Source organism: Nostoc sp., assembly GCF_036917095.1.
Taxonomy (GTDB): domain Bacteria; phylum Cyanobacteriota; class Cyanobacteriia; order Cyanobacteriales; family Nostocaceae; genus Nostoc.
The window spans coordinates 100,392-116,978 of the sequence record NZ_JBALFH010000022.1; the positions used below are offsets into that span (position 1 = coordinate 100,392).

The window sequence follows — 16,587 nt, forward strand, 5'->3', positions numbered from 1 at the left end:
AATGTGTAATTATTCACTATTAGAATCAGAGATTTCCAATATTTGTTTCTCAATCATATTGCTTTTTGGATAGCTAGCAAGAGCAATAAAAGTTAAATCTCTGGCAACTTTCCAATTCATTATCCCAGAAGTTAATGGCAGTAATTCTTCCCAGTGTTTTTCTAAAATAGAAAGTTGACCTGCTCTTGCCCAAAACTCCGCAATAAATTTCCGAAAATTTTCAGCATTTGTACAACGTCCTAGCTGCGATAAAATACGTGTGTTTTCTCGTTCAATTTGAGCATATTTACCTTCATTTGTTCGCCCATAAATTTTAGCGTATATTTTCTTCAATGCCTCATGACAAGCTTTAATAAATAGCTTTTGACTTTCTAAATTCCATTCAGAATTTTGAATCATCTTATAAACTCCATCATTAGTAATGAGTTTCAATAAACTTTTATGTTTAGAAATTTTATATAAATTAGCCCACCAAGGAAAGCCCTTTACTAAGTTATCGGCAATTGTTCCCCTAAAGATATTGCTAATGATAAAATTTTTATTTTTATACTGAATAATTTGGTACTCTGGAAAATAAATCCGACTAAGCTTATAGATAAAATCTATTATTTCAGTCGCTTCTACCACTGCTATTTCTATGCGAGTTTTTTGCTGCTTTGACCAAACTACCGTTCCAAATAATATTACTTGGCATCGTTTTACTTGATCGGGTATAGTCAGTTCTATAATTGTTTCGTAAGTAAGGAATCTTAATGCAGCATCTCCTAAGCTAGATACATAGAAATCCTTGTAATCTAAGTTTCCCAAATTCCAGTATTCCTCGGCATAAATTTCTAAGTCAATGACTTCAGGTATAACTAGGGCATATTGTGTGTTTTCCAGTTTGATGTGCGATCGCAAAACAAAGTAGTGGCAAGCAACAGGAGCATATAAAAGAGCAAAAGCCAATTGTGGTTTCTCTTCAAACTTAGTTTCTTTTGTAAAAGCGACATGACGAACTACAGATCCCGGATATAGCCACCCTGCTACACCAATTGATTCTCCAAATAATTGACCTTGTTTATCACACAGTTGTTTAGCAAAATCTTGATGAGCATAGGAAACTGCTTTCTTATACTCGACATCGATTTCTATACCATCAACTATTAATGACCAGGATTTACCGCCGTCAAATTTAAAAACCTGGTTATGTTGGAGAAACGTTCCTGTTATTCCCAAATGAATATTAATTTGAGTTTCAATATTGATTGAATGCGTATTTAAGCCTGTCAGCAAAATTAGACCTTCTTCATTAATCTGAAAAGATTGCTTTAGCAGCCAGTCTAAAACTACGACATCCTGCCCTTGCCATTCAAGGCTAATGCTGCGAGGAGTCAGCAACCAACTTAAATTACCAGGTCGTTCCGCAGGTAGTGGGTATAGTTTTTCTAGTTGCCTAAGCGTCATCCAAAGTCCTGCTATGCCAGCACGATGTATCCAAGTTATGCTTGGATCGCCCAAATTTAACTGAATTTTGGGGTTGACAACACTAGCTACTACGGACATCTTATTTATTTCTGGGAAATACTCTCAAACCTATATTGGAGTCAAAACCAGCTTTAACTTGCGTTTTTCTTTCTCTTCACAGGCACAAAAACGCCACAGCCCATCTTACGTTTTCCTCCAATGCCGTATCTCAGCAATGTTAGCGAATCTTCATTGCTGAGATTAATGATTTCTAACCCAAAACCCACAACCGTAAAGCGCTTAATTTTGATACTTCTACGTTTTGGGCTACCATCAGTATTTTTGGTAATAAAGGCTTTTCCCTGGATACCCAGTTTTTCTAACTGACGCTGTGCTGCTGCTAAAAATGACTCCGGTTCTTGATAACCCTGGATAATCACTATACGCGATCGCAGTCTCTCAGCAGGCTCAAGCAAATAAATTTCAGGAATCCCCAAGCGAATTGTATGCCTGCCAATTTTCAGCGACTTACCTGCTAACGGATAAACCAAACGCACTTGATCTACTGGTAGCCGAATGCGAAGCCTAGAATTTTTAGTTAGCTGAATTACGCCTTCCTTGGGAATACCTGCAATAGTATGAATTCCAACTGTATTTAACTTATGAAGTTCAGGTTCAAAGTGGGCGATCGCAGAAAATAACTCATACCCGTGATCGAGAGGTACTGTCTCACCAATCAGGTTAAAAATTAAATTTATGTATGGTAACTGAGGTGTTAAAACCTCCGTTGGCTTTATTAGATTTAAAGGTGACTCTGAGAGAATCTGTGTAGGTAAGCTGCAATCAACAACCATCTTTACCACCCTATCTTTAAGCAGATATACGATAGAGGCAACTAATTATTATTTAGACTACCTTAGTGATTAATGTGAGAGTACTTTAAAACACCAAGCAAATATAATACTTTTTAGGAAGTTATTGTTGCTTTATATTAATGTTCGTAACAATTTTTTGATGGAAATTTTATTACTGAAAAAATGCTTCTATAGAATTTGCTAAAAATTTTACCATTAAGATATGAGTGATGCGGTCAATTGCTGGATTTAAGTCACATCCAAGCAAGCAATGAGAAAAATATTTACCTTGATGTTGGGTTAACTTTGGATTAAGGGCTTCTAAGGATTCTTGACCATAAAAATCAAATATAAGCTTTGAAAAAGCATACTCATCAAACTTAAGTTTTCCACCAGGAAAGATTTGCAACAGTCCTTTATTAACTAAGTAACGCTGGTACTGAGTGCGAAGCCAAACTAAACCTTTAAAGGCAAAATTACTATGGATTAGCAAATTAATGTCATTTGTCAGTGTTAAGAGCGTTTTTAAAGCCTGATTTGTAGAACTTTTGACATCTATGATTACTAAACAATTATCTAGGCTCGCAGCATAATAATGTATACCTTTCGACTCAACTGCTACACAACTATCACAAAGAACGACACCATGAATTGGACAAAATAAAATTCCTGGTACTTGATGTGTTCTATGCCAGTAAGGCTCACCATATTGCTGGGTATCTTCTTCTAAACATTTAGGGCAAAATTTTAAAAATTTTTTTGACTCACCACTAGAACCAGTAGCCACCTTAGCAACCTCTAGAATAGACCCACTAAGTTTTTTACTCATTGAGTCTTTTAATAACCAAGCTTCCTGCGGTATTAAGAAAGTTGCGTAAAAAGGATATAAAGTATGATTTTGCAGTAAATTATCAACTGTCTGCTGAGAACGTAAAGGTAAAATTTTAACTAAATAATTTAAATTATTAGTTAAAGTAACCTTGCATACTTGTTGAGAACTGGAACCGAATAGCTCTAAGTCAGTTTGTTTGAAACTTTTATTACCACTCCGAATATGGTATCGAGCTAAAGTACTATACAAAAGCTCGTCAGGATACAAAGTTGGGAAAAAACTAAGCATCAAAAAGCTAAATATTTATAAAATCTTCGACTGGATTTTTGATTATACCAACTAATTTCAAATCATCGTATGGAGATTTTTTCTCCTTCTTGGCATTTTCAACAATTCGTCGAATGTCATTTTCTTGATACTTTGGCTTTAATTTAATCTTGCTTGTATTTGCCTTAACAAGGCTCTCATTTAATTGTCCTCCTTGCAAAGCAAGAGTATATGCTTTCTTTGTTAACAATGTAATGTCTGCATCTTCATCACTAGAAACTATTACTTGTTCAGCACATTCCTTTGCTTTAGCAGGTTCTACTTCCAACTTCAAAAGCTCAAGAATTACATAATTTAGCTTCGGTGATACTTTCTGATAAGTCTGTTGCTTTCTAGCTAATCTCCGAATCTCTTGTAAATCTTTAGATTCAAGCTCAGATAAACATTTATTTTGATATTCTGTAGTATCAAGAGGAGCAATATCTTTATACTTAATCATCCATTCTTTGTCTCCTGACCTAATTGCACCCAGCATTGGCTTAACTAAATATAATCCATCTTCAGCAACTTTACGAATTAGCTCAGTAGTAATAATTTCTTTGCCGCCAATTGAAATCGCTCTCCATTGAACCATCTTGTAAAGTTTGACAGCAATATCAATAATTCCCTGACTTTCCTCATAAAAAACTTCTTTTATTCCATCAGACAAAAAAACCGGGGTTTTTGTCCATTGGTATTCCCACATTCCTTCTAAAAAGAAACACCATTCATTATCATTTATCATTCTGTCCCAGATTACACTTCCTTCTCCGGTATTTCTCCTAGCATTTCTGAAATTACCTTGAAGAATACTAATGGCTTCATTTGTACCCACACGAATTACTGGAATTCCAATAATATTGTCAAGTTTGACTAAAAAATTTAAAATTTCATCTCTACTTCTTCTAGTCGTTACCAAATTTTGTATTTCATCAATCACTACAACACCTAAATGATGAGTATGTGCTATTTGTGCAAGTTGAGCAAGTAGATAATCTTCGGAGGTATGTGATGAGTTAAACTTATTGAATCATCAGTGATCATCAGTTCATCTCTAGCATATTTAGTTAAATAATCATCATTGTTGTGCTGGAGAATGAAAAAGATAACTATTTTAGTAAATTCATCTATGTTAAGCCTACCATCAAGGCGATAATCATGCCCTCCTCTCTGTCTAAAGTCAGTATCTATATAACCGGGAACAAATGGTTTGACATACCCATGAATAGTCCTAAATTGTCTTTCAACTAATCCTTTCCAATCTGCTCGATAAGGAGCAGCATTTTCAATGCGAACATTTAAATTAGGGATTAATGTTTCTACCTTCATCCCTGCTAATTCACCTCGATCGCCCAAAATAGCATCAGGAATATGTCTGCATGGCCATTCATCTTCAGAAATCTCTATACCATATTCTCTGCAAAACTTTACTTTATCTATGGCTGAATTGGCTAAAGCCATCATTGCCCCTGCCCAAGATGGCCCTTCTAATCCAACGTAAACCCCCGTTATCATGCGACTAAAAACATCAATAACCACATAGATAACAGGTCTACCAATAATCCAGTTGCGATTGTACATTGATATTAAGTATACATCCGCAATTGTGGCATCAATCTGATATCTAGATCCAGGGCCAATAGTTTCCATTTGGGAAGTTCCCGTAATGGCTCGATGTTCTAAAGCGTATTTTGTCGAACCCTTACGAGATATGATGGTTTTTCTAATATCCGATTGTTCTACTTCATACCAGTATTTAAATTGAGCAAATGTAGGTTGTTTATCTGGAGGAATCAAAATACTTTTTTTGACTCCATTTTCATCGTAATAAAAATCTTCGGAGTAATATTTTTTTATCATTAAATCATAGGCAGTTGTTAAAAAATTTTCTTTGGAGTTATTGTAAAACTTCGCAATTGCAAATCTAAATACTTTTTTATCTTCCTCAGTGACATTTATTCCAACACCAATTTCTTGATCGTGTGCGTATTTTCTTGGTCTTCCTCTCTTCTTTTCTCCAGAGGCTTTAGGCTTTCCTTTACCACCAGAATTTACATAATCAGGCAAAAGGGCATTTTTATTTTTACCTCTTTGCCAAAATCTTCTTAAATATTTATAAACACTTATTTCTACTAATTTACCTTTACTTCTACCTGTATTATATTTTTCAATAGTCTGCTGAACTAAAGCACCTCTATAATCCCGATAATATATTGAGGGTTCTTGAATAACAATAAATGAAATTATTTGCCAAGCTCTATCTCTAAGTTCCTTTTCTTTCTCAGACAAATCTTCCTCTGTTACTATTCTTGCCCACGGGTCTGATTTAAGTTTCAATGCGGTACCATCAGAAAAAGCTTCTATAATCTCCGAAACTTTTTTAAGCTCTGGAAACCCTGTTTTAGTATTTATATTAAAAACAAATGCTAAAATATAGCCTTCATCAATCCAGAGAACTCGTTCTATGAAGTTATTACCTGATTCATCAATCCATTCAATCAGATCATTGACAAATAAATCATTAGTCATATAGTTTAATGCACCACATATTTTTGTCTAAAAAATAATTTTTTTAATTTCTCTGGAAGAAGGACAACTAGATATTTTTGTGGCTAACATATCCATAATGATTTCCTTCTTAGCAATAAGATGCCTAAAAAGATAGAGGGATGTACCAGACTCTAGATTCATGTCTTTATCCAAAGATGTTGTTATTCGATTGATGCTTGCATCACTTTCCTGAAGTCTGGATTTTAAAATGTTGGCGATGTTACGTAGTTCTTCAAAATTTATATCTGCATTTTCTTCTAGTTTATAAGCAGTATGAACCCACTCAACATTTTCTGCTAATTGCTTAAAGACTTCTTTCTCTGTGATTATTCCCCAATCAATACCTTTGGCAGCATAGTAACGCTTTTCTAACTCAAATTTTTCAGCTACAGACTTACTTCCGAAATCCTTAGTTAGCTTAAATGTTCGTGCTTGCTGGACTATCGTTTTGCCTTGCTTGACAGAAAGCATAAAATCCGTTGTTAAAACACGGGGAGTATTGCTTTGCGGATCTTTAGGATAGTTAATACCCATTTCATCTGCAATACTTATTGCTAAGTCAAGGTCAATTAGAGGAAACTGCTCTCTTATATCTACAATCGTATCTGACCACTCAAAGACGTAAAACAGCCGCTTCTCGTTATCAGAAAGCAGATGATGTTCTCGGTTTGTTTTCCAACCTGGAGGTCTAGAAACACGACCCTTTGAGGGAAAATCCTGAATCTTTATCCAAGGTTGATAGCCTTTCCCGCTACCCTGACCACGGCCTTCCTTCAAGTAACGCTCAAACTTGGCTTGCGTCCAATCTTGCTTGCTTCTAGCCATAAAAACTCCTGTAGATGCTTATCATATACACCTAGAGGATAAATTGTACAACTTTTTTATATATTGTATAACTTTTTTATTTGTTATACGACTTTTTTATTGTTGTACAACACATTTTGAAGTATATAATTATACTATTCAACGGTAACACTTTTAGCAAGATTACGAGGCTGATCGACATCCAAACCGCGACGGGCGGCAATGTGATAAGCCAACAATTGCAAAGGTACTACTGTCAGAATCGGAGAAAGTAATTCTTCTACATGAGAGATGGGAAGAAGATCGTTAAAGATTTCCGCAGCTTCGCCATCGTTGACGGGAGTCACGCCAATTAAGCGAGAATCTCTGGCTTTGGCTTCTTGGGCATTAGAAATAACCTTTTCGTACACACTACCAGGAATTGCGATCGCAACTACTGGTACTTTCGCATCTAAAAGCGCGATCGGGCCGTGTTTCATCTCTCCAGCCGGATAACCTTCGGCGTGAATATAGCTGATTTCTTTTAATTTCAATGCCCCTTCCAAAGCAATGGGGAAGTTAATTCCTCTTCCTACAAAAATGAAATCTTTGGTTTCAGCGAATTCATGGGCTAGCTGTTCGGTTAAACGTTCCTGACTTTCTAAAGTTGCCTCAATTTCTTTAGGAATCTGCCGCAACCCATTAATAATGTTCTCTAAAATATCTTTTGAAACTGTCTGGCGACGAGCTGCTAAATCCAATGCCAAAGCATAAAACGCCATCAGTTGAGCGGTAAAAGTTTTTGTCGCGGCTACTCCAATTTCAATTCCCGCTAGAGTACTGATGACATGCGGTATCATATCACCAAGGCTGCTTTCCGGGCGATTGGTAATGCCTAGTAGTCGCGCTTGATATTTGGGTTCTTTCCCCTGGCGACGTTCTTTTTCCATTGCCAAAGCTGCTAGGGTATCAGCGGTTTCACCTGATTGGGTAACACCAACGATCAACGTATTAGATGTTAATGGTGATGGTGCATAACGATACTCAGAAGCGTAATGTACCTGAGTTGAAATTCCTGCTAGTTGTTCGAGTAAATATTTTCCGATTAATGCTGCGTGCCAACTGGTACCACAGGCGACGATCTGAATTTGTTCTAAATCAGTGTATAAATCCGCAGGTAAACCAAGATTGATTGGCGATTCAGTAGATTCGCCTGGATTAAAGTAAGCATCTAAACTAGCTCTTACTACCCCTGGTTGCTCATGGATTTCTTTGAGCATGAAGTGTTTGAATCCCTGCTTTTCTACCATTGCCGGATTGAAGTTGAGCAACCGGGGTTGTTTTTTCAACCTGTCGCCAGCAAAATTGTAAATCTCAACGCCCAAAGGTGTGAGGCGGGCAATTTCGCCATTTTCCAGAGGTAGCACTGCACGGGTGTAGGCAACGATCGCAGGCGTATCAGAGGCACAAAAGAACTCCCCTTGACCAAAACCAATTACCAAAGGCGCTTGTTGGCGAACAACAATCAATTCATCGGGGTAGTCAGCAGAAATAACTGCGATCGCAAATGCCCCATGCAAGCGGTTAACCGCATGGCGAATTGCCTCTAGGAAGGGAGACAAAGCTGATAAAGGAGATGAAGGGGGAAGATTCTTTAAAAATTCGGCTATGAGATGGGGAATTACTTCTGTATCAGTTTCAGAAAGAAATTGGTGACCTTTTGCTTTGAGTTCCTCGCGCAACTCGCGGTAATTTTCGATAATGCCATTTTGCACCACCGCCACTCGCTTTGCCGTATCCATGTGGGGATGGGCGTTGTATTCTTCTGGTTTACCATGAGTTGCCCAGCGTGTGTGACCAATACCAATCTGGGCGGGCGTTTCTATTTGTTCCAGTTTAGAACGCAGGTTATGCAATTTGCCCTTTGCCCGCACACAATTAACCTCACCTTCCCAAACGGTGGCGATTCCAGCAGAATCGTAGCCCCTGTACTCTAGTTTTTCCAGCCCAGCCAATAAAATGTCTGTCGCCGCTTGAGTGCCTATATATCCAACGATTCCGCACATTGTTCACACCACTTTTTTTCAGGATGATTAAATCCAGTATAGTTCTTAGCACAAACTCGACGTTTTGCAAAGAAAAAAGGGAGTAAATTACTCCCTCTACCACTAGGTATTTGTAAAGATGCTTGCTATTAAGAAACTTTAAAACTTTTGAACACTGAGTTCTGAGTTCTGAGTGCTGAGTGAAGAATCAAGAAATTGTTTTTTTGATTTACTTCTTTTGTCTCAGCACTCAAGACTCAGAACTCAGCGAGAACTCCGAGCAAAGCAAAGGCTTGCGCCTCTCCCTTGTGTCCTTGGGACACCAGGCAACCCTTCTGGAAAGAACGGTTGGGCAGTAGACCTGCATTGCGATCGCAAGTTCGGTGACTTAGCACTGAGCTTTTTAGTAAGCCAGACCCATACTGCGAGTTGTTTCAGCGCCCAGGTAAACCCGGATGCTCAAAAAGTCGGTGGGACAAGCGGTTTCGCAGCGCTTACAGCCCACGCAGTCTTCTGTACGGGGTGAAGAGGCAATTTGAGCAGCTTTGCAGCCATCCCAAGGAACCATCTCCAGTACATCAGTAGGGCAAGCGCGGACGCATTGGGTGCAGCCAATGCAGGTATCGTAGATTTTTACAGTATGAGACATTGAAAAAACCGCTCCTTTCGAGGTGTTCTTCTCTGCGAAAGAATCATAATCAACGCATAGTTTACCGCAGTGGTTGATAGGCCGTAATCAAAAGGCTACATAACTTCAAACAATGTAATGAGCACCCTTGATAAGTTGTTTTTCCGAGATTGTCCCTATTGCTCTATTAATTAGCAACATCATTGGAGCGTATTTACCGCAGTTGTATACCATAGTTGGGGTGAATCGTAAATATACATGAAACAAAAGTAAATCTACAAGACTAGATGCAGAAGTTATCTATGGTAGTTATTGATTGGCAACTATATATCGTTAAATAAAACCAATAATGTAATGTTAACTTTCCATCAAAATTGCCAAATTAACTATAGTGCTAATAATCTGATGAATGCGATCGCTATTACTGCCAAACACCACAGACGAGCAATTTAAAGACTGCTTTTTACGATCGTGTTGCTGTCAACAGGCGTTCGCAGTCAGCAATTTTAAGCGATCGCTCACCGATAACTTGTATGTTTAACTTTTTAAATCTGGCAAACTCATCATTTTTACTTTTACATTTCAGAGAATTTCAGAAATCGCAAACTCATCATTTATCGCAGCAATTTCTGTTGGCATTTTTACCTCATTAGCCATCACATGCAGTTGATCTTCTGAAGTTTTCGCATCAGCAAAATTATCTTTTTTATACTCAGTTTCTCGGATTTGTCGAGCAATACTTTCTAGTAGCCACAGTTGTTCTTCTACAGACAAGGCACGGACGGAGCGTTCAATTTCTTGTAAATTCGGTGAGATCATTTTGCTTCTGATTCCAAGCGTGGCGTATTTTTCAAAGATATTATATGTCAGTCTATCTGGTTAACTAGAGTATCGCAAATCCCGCATATTTTCCCCAAGTTTATCTTTTCACAAATCAAATGAGATTGCTATAAATAACTAGAAGCCAGTTCGATAACTTTTTAATTACGTATTCCTGCTGAAGCAAAATGTACGCTAAACTGACTACATGAATTACGAAACAGCTCGGAAACTCCTCATAGATCAGACAATCACAACCGAGGAAAACCCAGATGCGCTGTTGACGCGTATGAAACAGGGAAAACCACCGGTACCCGGTCAGATAACTTCAATTTTATTGGCATTGAAAGTAGTGTTTGAAGCCCTCAAAGATGCAAAGAGCCTAGACCGAGAGCTGGCTTTGGCCCTTTATCAGTTAAGCATTAAGGCACAACAGCTATTTGCCGCAGGGCGTAAAGCCGGGGTTGATTGGCCGCCACTACTGAAAGAAGATTTGCTACGAATTTCCTTAGCATCTGAAAGTATCTTTTCGGGTATATGGCAAACCCTAGCTCCTGTAGGGTTGGGGAAGCTCTAGAACACAAATTCAGTCATCTTTGAACGAGAAGAGATGAGGGAGAATAATTAATGCCCCATGCCCAATGCCCATTAACGAGTTTGCAATTCATTTTCTAACTTGTCTAGGTCAGTTTTGAGCAAAATCGTCATTTGGCCTGTAAAAGCTTTGCCAGTCTTGGGTTGGGCAATTTCCACCCAATATACATAGCGATCGCCTACTCGTAATTCTCCCTTTAAAGCTTCCCGAATTGGAGTTTTGGCAAGACGCGCCGAGTTAACGACGTTCTGGTTGGGATACTGGTACGCGACTTGGGCGCGATCGTAGTCTTGATAAATCTCCAAGCCATAAATCACCCGCAAAGATTCCTGGAGACGCGTAAATGTCATGCCGTTAATGGCATCATACATAGAAATGCGCTCACTGCGAATTGTGCTACGGTCTTTGGAAAATTCCACTCTACCGGGAGGCAATACCGACGCTTGAAAAGTAAATCGTTGAGCAGCAGTATCAGTTTTTTGCACAAATAATTTTTCCCCACTCCTGGGACGGAGTGTGGGATGTGCTTGAATCCAGGTGCCTACTTCTTCTGTACTTTGCCCTGGTAAAGCATTGGCTTGAGAATCAAAAAGCGTTCCTACACACAGCCAGGGCACTAGAGAAAAAGGCAAAATCAAACAGTTAAATAGAGATTTTTTGAGCATTTTGCTGTTCAGGATTTTCATGGAAATTTGCCCATTAGGGAGTAACCATAGTCTTCCCGTTTTTCAGCAAGATTATTTCAAGCATCAACCCAAATTAAACATCAGGGATCTTACTTATCACGGCTCTATCATAGAAAAAGCCAAGGAATGGAATCATTATGAGTATTACAAGAACAAATAATTCAAGTTTTACTAGCAACAGGTAGATTTAACAGTGTTGATGAATTAATTCAAACTGCATTACGCCTTTTAGCAGAAGAGACTCTTTCTTACCAAGGATCGCTTGAAGAAACTCGCACCAAAATTGATGAAGGCATAGCATCACTTGAAAGGCGAGAAGGAATTGATGGTGAAACTTTTGTGAATCAGCTTTTAACACAATTGAAGCAAAATTTATGTAAGTTGTAGATATGTGTACTGAAGAATTGAAAAAACTAATTCAGCAGCATGGTGAAGCTGCTAAATCTTATGCAAATGAGGCTATCCAAATTGGCGATACATACATAATTCCAAACTTTGGTTTTGATGCAGCAATGCAGAATTATCTAGATTTACTGCTAGGTGGCAGAAAAACCTGGAACCACGGAGTGGTTGATATTCGAGTTTTTACAAAACCTGAAGACTTTAGACTGTTTGATTGCGACGAAGAGACTACAGAAATCGAAATTATTGATTTATTGACACTTTGCCGAAATCTTTATCCAAATGACTATCATTATTCCCAATTACCTGAATGGTGGACTGAGGAAGATATGCAAAATGCGGCTGAGGTGCTCGATCCGCTTGATTTTGCAATTTGGATGCAAGATACATTCTGTCCAGATGAGTCAGAAGAGGAAGCACTCAATATATGGCTCAAGTCTGTGCAATCTTGGTTAGGAGAAGGAATTATCTTCTACAAGATGGAAAATGATGATGACTCAAATTGTGGTTTTGCACCATACCTTTTTATGGGAGATCGTTGTCTTATTCTTGTTGCACGATGTTGGCAGCTATAGACAATGAGGCAGTAAAATCCGCTGTATAAAAATTCGGTTAATCGATAAGGTGCAAGAACTAAGGAGTCAGCGCTACCTTAATTACTTTAGGCCCTTTCATCTCATCAAACGCCTGTTCTAAATCTTTTAACGATCGCAGTTTGGTCGTTAGGCTGCTTGAGGTTATTGGTTCCTATAAGGAAGGAGATTTTGAATTTTCTCCGTTAGAGCGTCGGGAAGGGGTTATCAGGTTAGGTGTTTTGTGGATTTTTCCACATGACCTGAATTCTCAGACACCAGGATGGGTCTTTAAGGGTACATAATGTAAAACCGTGTCCTATTTGGGGCAATAAGACACGGTTTTACAAAGTATTTAGTTATAATATTACAAAAATCAAAGTTAGATTTGATTTATACCAAAATAATCCATTTACTGAGTTTTGTTTTCTGGTTTATTCACTTTCTCTGTTAGGGGAAACCCTTGGCGATCGTAGTTTGTCCTTTCTTGAGTCACGGCGATCGCACCAAAGAAAATCGCACTTCCTACAGCCAAGGCTACCATAGGACGCTTCAGCAGGACAAAATCTCTGATAATCCTAGCTAAAGGTCGGCTTTGCCGACGTAACGCCGAAGACATCATCAATTGTCTCCAAGTAAACGGATCGCGGACATAATGACCGCTTTGGCAAACTACTAGCCTTTCCTGGCAATAGGGACAGCAAAACAAGCCCATGCGCGTTTTCACTGGTTTTGGCGTAGCATTTCTTTGGCAAATTGGGCAAGTAACATAATGATTATCAAAGGTGTGTATATTCATTTACCTCGTCCGCCTAGTCCATTTACTCGCTCTATAACAATAGCTATATTGAATTCCGATCGCTACTTAGCAGACTTCCAAGTATGGTCTGACATCAGCCATAAATCATACATACATTGTACTACTACCAAGGATGGCTCAATGGTCGCAACACGAGTATAGCTAGATTTAGGCAAGGATGACTCCAAGTTTTTGTTTGCCGATGCGTCCACCCAGCCGACAAAACTTGTTGTCTCTAGAAAGAATAGCGTTGGCGCTCACTCGCACCCCACTAGCGTAAGCGTAGCCCACCGTAGGTATCCTTAACCCTCAAATAACAATTGTCTCCCATTTAACCATTCTCACCACAAAAATTTTGCACAATGACATTTTTAGCTAAAGCTTTGTAAATCAAGCAAATAAAGTCTACTTGTCTGGTTGCTAAATAATGGCTCACAATGAGAAGTAACAGATAAAAATTTAAATTTTTTCTTACATTTACCCCGCCTCTCAATGACTCTCTTGCCTCCCACTCAACTGAGGAAGGTAACGGAACAACCTGCCTTTCCTACACCTTCCGCTCGTTTAGCTCACTTAATTAATCGTTTTCAACCATCCCCAGAAACCGTTGTCCTGTTTTTAGCCATGCTCATTGGCGGTGGTACTGGTATGGGCGTAGTCACCTTTCACTATTTAATCCAGTTGATTCACCAGCTGATGCTGGAAAATTTAATGGGTCAAATTGGCGTTTGGGGTGCTTGGACTTTAGCCTGCGTTCCCACCCTTGGCGGATTAATCGTTGGTTTGATGCGCTGGCGCACTCAAGACTTTGGCCCTGGACTTTCATCTCTCATTGCCGCCTCCCAAGGAACAGAGATTAAGCAACAACTGCGACCAGTTACCAAGATGCTGGCCGCATCTGTTTCTTTGGGAAGCGGCGCTTCTTTGGGGCCAGAGGGGCCGAGTGTAGAAATTGGCGCAAATTTTGGGATGTTGTTGTCTGTGATCCTGAATGTATCTCAAGAACGGCAACGTTTGCTGTTGGGCGCTGGCGCGGCGGCTGGACTTGCTGCTGGATTTAACGCTCCCATCGCTGGAGTATTTTTTGCCTTAGAGGTGGTGATGGGAGCAACATCTTTCGCTACTTCTGCTGTGAGTGTGGTGCTGCTAGCGGCGGTGGTAGCAGCATTAATTGCCCAAATTGGTTTGGGGGCACAACCTGCTTTTGATTTACCTGTTTACCAAGTTCGCAGTCCCTTGGAATTACCCCTTTACCTTGGCTTGGGTTTAGGGGCCAGCCTAGTTTCTGTCACTTATACTGAATCAATTCGTTTAGCAAAAGCCTGCTTTGCTGGGAAGGTTCCAGGTTTTGACTTTTTGGGACGAATTCCTGAGCCGATTCATCCAATTATTGGTGGTGTGATGATTGGCGCAGTTGCTTTGCACTTTCCGCAAATTCTGGGCGTCGGTTATGAAACTGTAGAAGCAATGCTTCAGGATGTGGAATTTCCCCTCTACCTGTTGGTGGTGCTGTTGGTGGTGAAGCTACTAATGACTGCAATTAGTACAGGTAGTGGTTTCGTCGGCGGTTTGTTTGCACCAGCAATGTTTTTAGGTGCTTCTTTTGGTTCGGCTTACGCCAAGATTTTGGCTGTGGCATTCCCGGCTATTTGCGATCAAATGGCGGCTCCCCCAGCTTACGCAATGGTAGGAATGGCAGCAGTACTTGCTGGTAGCGTTAGAGCGCCGTTAACGGCTATTTTAATGCTGTTTGAATTAACCCGCGACTATCGCATTGTTTTACCGTTGATGGCAGCTGTGGGTTTGAGTGTTTGGCTAGTAGAAAGGATTAAACCAACTTTTAACTCTAACTCTAACCTACAACAAATTGGTCTTTCTGAGTTGAAAGATGAACAAGCGGAAATTGTGCAGCAAATTTTGGTAGAAGATGCTATGTACCCCTGTCCAAAAAAGCTACCTGCAACTCTTGGAGTGTTAGATGCAGCTGTAGAAATGACACGCGATCGCGTCCGCAGTGCTTTAGTAATTGATGAAGCAGAGCAATTAGTTGGTATACTTTCTCTGGAAGATATTAACCGTGCCCTTGCTCTTTGGCAAACTTACCCAAATTCGCTAACTGAAATTCCAGATCATTTATCCAGCCAAACCCTCATAGACATTTGTACTACTGAAATCCTTTATGCATGGCAAGATGAACTATTATCTGAAGCTTTAGACCGGATGAGTCTTAGGGGTTTGCATCAATTACCAGTCATAGCACGAGACAAACCCGATCGCATTTTGGGTTTACTAGAAAAAGAGCAGATTGCCTTAACCTGCAATTTAGCAGTTACGCGCAAGGCACTTCGCCACTATTTACCAGTCTTACCCACCACAGATATAGTTATTAATAATTAGTCAAGGGTCAAGAGTCACCAGTCAAGAGTGGAGTCGGAGATGTTTCCGTTGCTCCAGTCAAGGGTCAAAAAATTTTGGACTTTTGATTAATGACTCTTGACTGCCAATTTTAGATTGAAGAAAAGCCGATAGCGCAGTGTTAGTAAGTCTTGTCTACGACACGCTAGGCGCTTTCACTCCTTGTGGGTGACACAAATCCAAAATTCAAAAACTTCAAGCCCCATCTGTTTATTAGTGGGGTTAATCCAAAATCTCAAATCTGTTGACTTTGGACTCTTGACTATATTATTAAGCTGTGGCTTCTATGGCTTCATCACCTTCCCGATCTTCTGGATCTACCTGTCTCAGACGAATGTGCTTTTTGCCTAAAGTGATCAGAAACTCATCTCCTGGTTTAAGATTCATCTGTTTTGTATAAGCTGAACCTATAAGTAAGTTCCCATTCGATTGCACGCTAATTCTATAGCTAGCACTGCGTCCACCACGCCCATTAGCACTGGGTGTACTGTCCAACTGAATGCCTTCGGCATCAATTAGGGCATTTAAGAACTTCATCATATTGACGCGCTCTATGCCGTTTTTGGTAACGGTATAGTAGCCGCACTTTTTGGCCTTGTCTTCTTTGCTCTCGCTCTCTAGCTCTTTGACTTTTTTGAGCAGTTCTTCACCGAGTAAGGGTTCAATTTTTTTCTGTTTAGGCATCAACTTAGGTCGAAAACGAATGTTTGAAGTGTTTGAATCGATTTTATTTTAGCTGAGGTTGAGCTAATAGGAACATAATCCTTTAGTTTTTATCTCAACCTAGCCAAGTATATTACACTCATAGGCACAATTGTTATGTGATTAACAATATTGCTAAGACAATCTATTTTA

17 protein-coding genes are annotated in these 16,587 nt (G+C 39.4%); 3 read left to right on the plus strand and 14 right to left on the minus strand.

Annotated elements, in window-relative coordinates:
• Positions 1-9: 9 nt before the first annotated feature.
• The 10 genes from cas8a1 to V7L01_RS11520 all read right to left on the minus strand — a co-directional run bounded on the left by cas8a1 (position 10) and on the right by V7L01_RS11520 (position 10,263).
• Positions 10-1,545 carry a type I-MYXAN CRISPR-associated Cas8a1/Cmx1 gene (gene cas8a1, locus V7L01_RS11475; protein ID WP_335034786.1) on the minus strand — a complete coding sequence of 512 codons (1,536 nt, stop codon included), beginning with the start codon at positions 1,543-1,545 and terminating at the stop codon, positions 10-12.
• A gap of 53 nt (positions 1,546-1,598) precedes the next feature.
• Complete coding sequence (gene cas6 / locus V7L01_RS11480) at positions 1,599-2,300, minus strand: type I-MYXAN CRISPR-associated protein Cas6/Cmx6 (RefSeq protein ID WP_335034788.1); 702 nt, start codon at positions 2,298-2,300, stop codon at positions 1,599-1,601.
• A 172-nt stretch (positions 2,301-2,472) separates the two neighbouring features.
• Positions 2,473-3,420, minus strand: a complete 948-nt coding sequence (locus tag V7L01_RS11485) for a TnsD family Tn7-like transposition protein (protein WP_335034789.1) — start codon at positions 3,418-3,420, stop codon at positions 2,473-2,475.
• A gap of 7 nt (positions 3,421-3,427) precedes the next feature.
• Positions 3,428-4,408 carry a TniB family NTP-binding protein gene (locus V7L01_RS11490; protein ID WP_335034983.1) on the minus strand — a complete coding sequence of 327 codons (981 nt, stop codon included), beginning with the start codon at positions 4,406-4,408 and terminating at the stop codon, positions 3,428-3,430.
• Positions 4,405-5,967 carry a hypothetical protein gene (locus V7L01_RS11495; RefSeq protein ID WP_335034791.1) on the minus strand — a complete coding sequence of 521 codons (1,563 nt, stop codon included), beginning with the start codon at positions 5,965-5,967 and terminating at the stop codon, positions 4,405-4,407. The genes V7L01_RS11490 and V7L01_RS11495 overlap by 4 nt, the downstream gene beginning before the upstream one ends.
• Positions 5,968-5,994: 27 nt before the next feature.
• A complete protein-coding gene (locus V7L01_RS11500) occupies positions 5,995-6,813 on the minus strand; it encodes a TnsA endonuclease C-terminal domain-containing protein (protein ID WP_335034793.1) in 819 nt (272 codons plus the stop codon).
• A gap of 134 nt (positions 6,814-6,947) precedes the next feature.
• Positions 6,948-8,837: a glutamine--fructose-6-phosphate transaminase (isomerizing) gene (gene glmS / locus V7L01_RS11505; protein WP_335034794.1), complete on the minus strand. Its 1,890-nt coding sequence runs from the start codon at positions 8,835-8,837 to the stop codon at positions 6,948-6,950.
• 236 nt (positions 8,838-9,073) lie between these two features.
• Entirely contained in the window at positions 9,074-9,211 is a 138-nt protein-coding gene (locus tag V7L01_RS11510) for a hypothetical protein (protein WP_335034796.1), read from the minus strand.
• A gap of 8 nt (positions 9,212-9,219) precedes the next feature.
• Positions 9,220-9,465 carry a photosystem I iron-sulfur center protein PsaC gene (psaC, locus tag V7L01_RS11515; protein WP_012411495.1) on the minus strand — a complete coding sequence of 82 codons (246 nt, stop codon included), beginning with the start codon at positions 9,463-9,465 and terminating at the stop codon, positions 9,220-9,222.
• A 561-nt stretch (positions 9,466-10,026) separates the two neighbouring features.
• Positions 10,027-10,263 carry a hypothetical protein gene (locus V7L01_RS11520; RefSeq protein ID WP_335034798.1) on the minus strand — a complete coding sequence of 79 codons (237 nt, stop codon included), beginning with the start codon at positions 10,261-10,263 and terminating at the stop codon, positions 10,027-10,029.
• A 208-nt stretch (positions 10,264-10,471) separates the two neighbouring features.
• Here V7L01_RS11520 and V7L01_RS11525 point away from each other — a divergent pair, with 208 nt between their 5' ends.
• Positions 10,472-10,840 (plus strand): Dethiobiotin synthetase, encoded by a 369-nt coding sequence (locus V7L01_RS11525; RefSeq protein WP_229465560.1) that lies wholly within the window; start codon positions 10,472-10,474, stop codon positions 10,838-10,840.
• A gap of 71 nt (positions 10,841-10,911) precedes the next feature.
• Here the strand turns inward: V7L01_RS11525 and V7L01_RS11530 are convergent, their stop codons facing one another.
• Positions 10,912-11,523, minus strand: a complete 612-nt coding sequence (locus V7L01_RS11530; RefSeq protein ID WP_335034985.1) for a hypothetical protein — start codon at positions 11,521-11,523, stop codon at positions 10,912-10,914.
• Between the two features lie 410 nt (positions 11,524-11,933).
• On the opposite strand from V7L01_RS11530, the gene V7L01_RS11535 reads away from it, so the two are divergent.
• Positions 11,934-12,521 (plus strand): hypothetical protein, encoded by a 588-nt coding sequence (locus tag V7L01_RS11535; RefSeq protein ID WP_335034801.1) that lies wholly within the window; start codon positions 11,934-11,936, stop codon positions 12,519-12,521.
• Positions 12,522-12,930: 409 nt separating this feature from the next.
• Here V7L01_RS11535 and V7L01_RS11540 read toward each other — a convergent pair whose 3' ends face one another.
• A complete protein-coding gene (locus tag V7L01_RS11540; protein ID WP_335034803.1) occupies positions 12,931-13,317 on the minus strand; it encodes a hypothetical protein in 387 nt (128 codons plus the stop codon).
• Between the two features lie 168 nt (positions 13,318-13,485).
• Positions 13,486-13,608 (minus strand): hypothetical protein, encoded by a 123-nt coding sequence (locus tag V7L01_RS11545; protein WP_335034805.1) that lies wholly within the window; start codon positions 13,606-13,608, stop codon positions 13,486-13,488.
• A gap of 201 nt (positions 13,609-13,809) precedes the next feature.
• Between V7L01_RS11545 and V7L01_RS11550 the strand changes: the two genes are divergently transcribed.
• Positions 13,810-15,714, plus strand: coding sequence for a chloride channel protein (locus V7L01_RS11550; protein ID WP_335034807.1), 1,905 nt, complete (start codon positions 13,810-13,812; stop codon positions 15,712-15,714).
• A 288-nt stretch (positions 15,715-16,002) separates the two neighbouring features.
• Here the strand turns inward: V7L01_RS11550 and V7L01_RS11555 are convergent, their stop codons facing one another.
• Positions 16,003-16,416 (minus strand): AbrB family transcriptional regulator, encoded by a 414-nt coding sequence (locus V7L01_RS11555; RefSeq protein ID WP_335034809.1) that lies wholly within the window; start codon positions 16,414-16,416, stop codon positions 16,003-16,005.
• Positions 16,417-16,587: the final 171 nt, after the last annotated feature.

Bases quoted from the DNA above. Each gene is read 5' to 3' on its own strand.
- cas8a1 (WP_335034786.1), bottom strand. From the start codon at position 1,545: ATGTCCGTAGTAGCTAGTGTTGTCAACCCCAAAATTCAGTTAAATTTG.
- cas6 (WP_335034788.1), bottom strand. From the start codon at position 2,300: ATGGTTGTTGATTGCAGCTTACCTACACAGATTCTCTCAGAGTCACCT.
- V7L01_RS11485 (WP_335034789.1), bottom strand. From the start codon at position 3,420: ATGCTTAGTTTTTTCCCAACTTTGTATCCTGACGAGCTTTTGTATAGT.
- V7L01_RS11495 (WP_335034791.1), bottom strand. From the start codon at position 5,967: ATGACTAATGATTTATTTGTCAATGATCTGATTGAATGGATTGATGAA.
- V7L01_RS11500 (WP_335034793.1), bottom strand. From the start codon at position 6,813: ATGGCTAGAAGCAAGCAAGATTGGACGCAAGCCAAGTTTGAGCGTTAC.
- glmS (WP_335034794.1), bottom strand. From the start codon at position 8,837: ATGTGCGGAATCGTTGGATATATAGGCACTCAAGCGGCGACAGACATT.
- psaC (WP_012411495.1), bottom strand. From the start codon at position 9,465: ATGTCTCATACTGTAAAAATCTACGATACCTGCATTGGCTGCACCCAA.
- V7L01_RS11520 (WP_335034798.1), bottom strand. From the start codon at position 10,263: ATGATCTCACCGAATTTACAAGAAATTGAACGCTCCGTCCGTGCCTTG.
- V7L01_RS11525 (WP_229465560.1), top strand. From the start codon at position 10,472: ATGAATTACGAAACAGCTCGGAAACTCCTCATAGATCAGACAATCACA.
- V7L01_RS11530 (WP_335034985.1), bottom strand. From the start codon at position 11,523: ATGCTCAAAAAATCTCTATTTAACTGTTTGATTTTGCCTTTTTCTCTA.
- V7L01_RS11535 (WP_335034801.1), top strand. From the start codon at position 11,934: ATGTGTACTGAAGAATTGAAAAAACTAATTCAGCAGCATGGTGAAGCT.
- V7L01_RS11540 (WP_335034803.1), bottom strand. From the start codon at position 13,317: ATGAATATACACACCTTTGATAATCATTATGTTACTTGCCCAATTTGC.
- V7L01_RS11550 (WP_335034807.1), top strand. From the start codon at position 13,810: ATGACTCTCTTGCCTCCCACTCAACTGAGGAAGGTAACGGAACAACCT.
- V7L01_RS11555 (WP_335034809.1), bottom strand. From the start codon at position 16,416: ATGCCTAAACAGAAAAAAATTGAACCCTTACTCGGTGAAGAACTGCTC.